We start from the raw sequence: 4,471 nt of genomic DNA, 5'->3' as shown, positions 1-4,471 counted from the left end.
TTTTTTACAGCCTCAGCTATGTTATTAAAAAGTATCTCAAGTCCATTTTTACCAAAATGTTCATAGACATTATCATCAACTGCGATCCTAGGAAAAACATCAAACTCTTTTGGTATTCTGACCTCAGCAATCTCTTGATTGCTAAATCCATTATATATTTTACGTAAAATAAGATTCTCATTTATAACGTTGGTTTTCACTCTTCTAGCATCAGCAGGAGAAGAGAATAAAGTAATCCCTGCTATAATTAAAATAATCCCCTTGGTCTTTAGATTTCCCATATTTTGCACCAATCCCCCTCTTTATAAAGTATGCCATATAGTTAAGGAAAATACAAATTAGCTATTGTAGGTCGTTAAGATTCAGCTGCTTAGGTATGTTTAAAGATATTGAATACTGTTAATATTGATAAGAATTTGAAGGTTGTTAAAGCTTAAAACTCAACCGGGATATAAATCTCACCACCACCCCAGAACTTACCCCAACCATATATCTCAGTTATAGTCTTATCATCATTGTCTTCTGCAGAAAACTCTACATAAGTAATATCACTAAGAAAAAAAATCTTTCTTTCAAGGTCTGTAGCTATAACATATGCATCGTTTAGTCTCTTTTTAACAACAAATCCTATTTTAGGAAGAAAATCTGTAAAAAACTCTTCAGAAGTTAAGGTAGATGACTCTCCTGATGCTTTGGTTATCGTATAGGCTGTTTGAAACAGTTCAGACATATCCTGCGGTAAGCAATCTGGCTGAATCATAACAAATTCACCTGCCAATGTTCCATCGCTGTTGAAAAAATTACCCTCTGCATCTGTTGTGACAACAAAGAAAGGATGTTCCAGATAGCCCATCTTTAAGGAAGAGATGCTCTCTGTAATAGAATAGTCTGAAGGCTTTAAACTTTCATCGTTAAGAGTCATATTACAAGACTCGCTCACTCCACATGTAACAACTATTTTTGATAGTGGCATTGATGAAGCCTGATCGTTGTTTTGTAAAAAAAGAGCTTGCGCAGAATGAAAACAGAATATAGTTGCAGCTAAAATTGCCATAAAGTTCATCTTATCCCCTCCCATTTTTAATAATTTTTCTATCCAATAGTTTTCATCTCCTCCACAGAAATAAAAAAGACAACCCTTCCGGATTGCCTATCATTTGTTCAGTTTATCTAATCCGGTTACTTCCTTGTAACTTCGTCCAAAAGTAAATAAAACTTGATTATATCTTCTCTCTAATGTGTAGGTGCTGTCAATATCAAAGTATAATTATTATAAGAATATACTATTATTTCAGAATTTATTTACCATCAATAACTTAGGTGTATCTTTTTGGCATATCCCCTGCCGCTGGTTTGATTTATAAGCAAAAATAGGGTATACTTTATAATATAAGTTTTAAAGTATCAGGGGGGGGAATTGAAAGACACATGTAAGAGGATATCCTTTTTATTTATTATTCTATTTTGTTTTCAGATATTTTCTAGGCCTTGTTTCGCCCGTCGGGTTAAAGAAACGACTATAACTGAATACGAGTTAATTGAGTTATCGAGTCAGTTGGATGAAATGATGTTTTTTGACGGTCAGTATGGTCTCAGCAGTAAATTGAGTGTTTTTTTAGAAAGACACCAGGCAATCAGGGAAAATGCTAATTTATGGCATCCTGATTTTGTGGATATTCAAACTTATAGAGAAAGAGTAGAGCGTGAGTTTTTCGAGCCACTAATGGTCCTGACAGCGTCTTTAAGAGATGGTTCTCAAGGAAAGCTGCTTGATGATTTTTCCGGTATTTTACATCAGGAAGTAATGGATATTGTTGCTAGATATGGAAGATATGCAGAGGGTGACATTCATAGGTTATCTACGATGCCTGGGCTTACTACAGATCCCCTGGATAGAACATTGGATACACTGGCGAATATCAGGCTTTTGCAAGCTCTAGATTCTTTACGTGTTTCTTTAGAAGGGCCAGCTTCATCTGATATTTTGAGCCTGGTTGATAAATTAGAACAACACGTCACAGATTTCTTCTATTCCCTTGGGGCAAACTTTATTTATAAGCCAGATGGCAATATATATACCATTACAACTTATATGTTCTCCAAACTAATTCCGGCAGAAAGATTTCAGCCAACAGAGGATGAAAGAGGTAATTTTGCACAGGCATTAGAGTTATTAGAGGCAAATAAAACAGATTTAATTGAATATTCACCACGTTTTTATAGCGGAGGGTGGGAAACTACTGATACATGGTTATCATTATACCATCCGGAGCCAAAACGCTTTAGCGGAACGCCACGCTTTATTTTCGAAGCTGCAAGAGAATTTATTGGATTTACCGATGATGATAATTTTGATTCCAGAGATAATTTAGTAGATTTTGGAGTCGGTACCGGAGATTTTATTGAATATCTTGTGAGATTTTTTAGACAAGGAAATGATGTTTCTCGACATTTGTTTGGATTTGATAATTCTGAGAAGATGCTTGAGGTAGCCCGTCAACGCGGTTCGTTTTCAGTGAGGGACTTAGATATAACCAATACCCGAGCTCTTAGTAGATGGAAGTTATGGCGAAGGGTGAATTTTAATAAAGCAACTTGCATCAATGTGTTGCAAGATTTTTCTAATGATGAGCGGGCTGCATTTCTCAATTGGACCATTAAAAATACTAGGCCTGGCGGAAAGCTATTTTTGAGCTTAGTTTTTTCTCCTTATAGAGGCTTGCCACGCGCTGAGATTGAAGGATCAATAGTAAGCATTCTAGAGCAACATGGTATAAATTCAAATTCTTATCAATTGGAACAGATTGGTAATTATACGTTAATTAAGATTGATATTCCGGATTAATAAAGATATTTTCTGCCCTCAAAAACTAATATACTCACTCACCTTCTTAAGCCTCTTACCTATATTACCTAAATCCTCTAATCTCTTAATCCTTCCCCCGCTCTTTCTTATATTTAATATTCTCTTAACACTAACCTCACCCAATCCCGGTATACGCATAAGCTTAAACTTATCTGCTCTGTTTATATTTACAGGAAAATACTCTGGATGTCTCTTAGCCCAGGCCTCTTTAGGGTCTGTTGAGAGCGATATAACTGTTCTAATAATTAAACTATTAACCAATTGCAATTTCTCTATATATATGGCATATATATACTAAGGGGTTTGCTAAATCATGCATAAGATAAGCAGAAATACTATACTTATTATAGCTAGTATGTTATTTTTTAATTCCTTTGCCTTAGCACGTAGAGTTCATTCTCCAACAGAGGAAGCCAGGGCTTTTTTTGCTAAAGTTATGATGCAATTCAAAACTACACCAAATGTTTATCCCAGCGAATTCCAAGCGTACAGACCTTTTCTAGAGGCGGTTCTTTACGGCGTTCACAATGAGTTTAAACAGTGGATGGCCGAGAATATATCACCTCTCTATATAAGAAGAAAGTTGTCTGCAGGTTCTTATGAATCTTATATGGAGATAATTAATCAAGCAATAGAAGAAGGAGCAATCTTTGAAGTTGATACTGCATATGGAGGAAGTAGTACGCCTGAATCTCGCAAGAAATGGCTAGAAGAGAATATTCTCTCTAAAGGATATGTAGTTGTTCCCTCTAGAGCGTTTGATTCTTATTTAGAACATGGAAGGGATTCTTTTTTAGTTGCTCCAGGTCAGCTGATTGAAAATGTGCGTGTTAAATTTAAAGAGGTATATGATAAACATGTAGACATTTATTTAAAAAGCACAGGTTCAGTTTTACCCGAGAATGATACATATGCATTGGTTAATTTTTCGATGTTCTATCGTGCCGATAGTGAATTTTGGGATGGCGATGAGTTTTCTGAGCTTATAGCCTATGATGTAAAGGTTGTTTATCTTTTTGATGACCCTCGTAGAGAGTTTATGGAGAGATGGGATGATTTCCTATTTTCTTATAAAGCTGAACGTACAATAACTGCAGGAGAATTTTGCGAAGAGTTAATAAATTTTTTCCATTCTCCTCTCGCGAAAGACGTTAGAGGAATGGATAATTCAGGTACTATAGCTTTAGGTAGGTTTGAAAGACTTGAGTGCACTCTTACTACTATGTTGATACCAGGTTGGTATATGCACTCTTTTCCTATTCAGGATATAGCTCTAATACTCAATACTATAGCTTCTCTTGCACGGGAAGATGAGCAATTAGCAGATTATTTTTGTAGAGTTCCCAAAGGTTTTCCTGTAGACGGAAGGTGGTATGAAAGTACCTGGATGCCTATGGCTATAGCCTCAATGCAGCAGGATACAGAAAAAGCTTTAGATGCATTGATGACAGCACTGCGTAGACATGAAGAATCTGGGTTAGATTCTATGAGACGTGGTTTTGTGTCAATGGAAAATAAATTCATGCACTGGAAATTCGTATTTCTTGAAGTTTGTACCGAAGCCATTGCAATGCTGCGGCCTAAAAACGAGGCAGAAAAAGAGAT

5 protein-coding genes are annotated in these 4,471 nt (G+C 35.9%); 2 read left to right on the top strand and 3 right to left on the bottom strand.

The features are described from left to right. Nucleotides 1-281: hypothetical protein (locus tag P9X27_06810; protein ID MDP8254084.1), on the bottom strand; the 281-nt coding region annotated here is incomplete at its 3' end. A gap of 152 nt (nucleotides 282-433) precedes the next feature. After that, nucleotides 434-1,063, bottom strand: a complete 630-nt coding sequence (locus P9X27_06805; GenBank protein ID MDP8254083.1) for a hypothetical protein — start codon at nucleotides 1,061-1,063, stop codon at nucleotides 434-436. 501 nt (nucleotides 1,064-1,564) lie between these two features. On the opposite strand from P9X27_06805, the gene P9X27_06800 reads away from it, so the two are divergent. Then, nucleotides 1,565-2,845: a class I SAM-dependent methyltransferase gene (locus P9X27_06800; GenBank protein MDP8254082.1), complete on the top strand. Its 1,281-nt coding sequence runs from the start codon at nucleotides 1,565-1,567 to the stop codon at nucleotides 2,843-2,845. Nucleotides 2,846-2,863: 18 nt separating this feature from the next. Here P9X27_06800 and P9X27_06795 read toward each other — a convergent pair whose 3' ends face one another. Then, complete coding sequence (locus tag P9X27_06795; protein ID MDP8254081.1) at nucleotides 2,864-3,127, bottom strand: helix-hairpin-helix domain-containing protein; 264 nt, start codon at nucleotides 3,125-3,127, stop codon at nucleotides 2,864-2,866. A gap of 52 nt (nucleotides 3,128-3,179) precedes the next feature. On the opposite strand from P9X27_06795, the gene P9X27_06790 reads away from it, so the two are divergent. Next, nucleotides 3,180-4,471: hypothetical protein (locus P9X27_06790; GenBank protein ID MDP8254080.1), on the top strand; the 1,292-nt coding region annotated here is incomplete at its 3' end.

It is taken from the genome of Candidatus Kaelpia aquatica (assembly GCA_030765335.1).
Classification (GTDB): Bacteria; Omnitrophota; Gorgyraeia; order Kaelpiales; family Kaelpiaceae; genus Kaelpia; species Kaelpia aquatica.
This window is presented reverse-complemented; position numbering and strand designations above follow the sequence as displayed.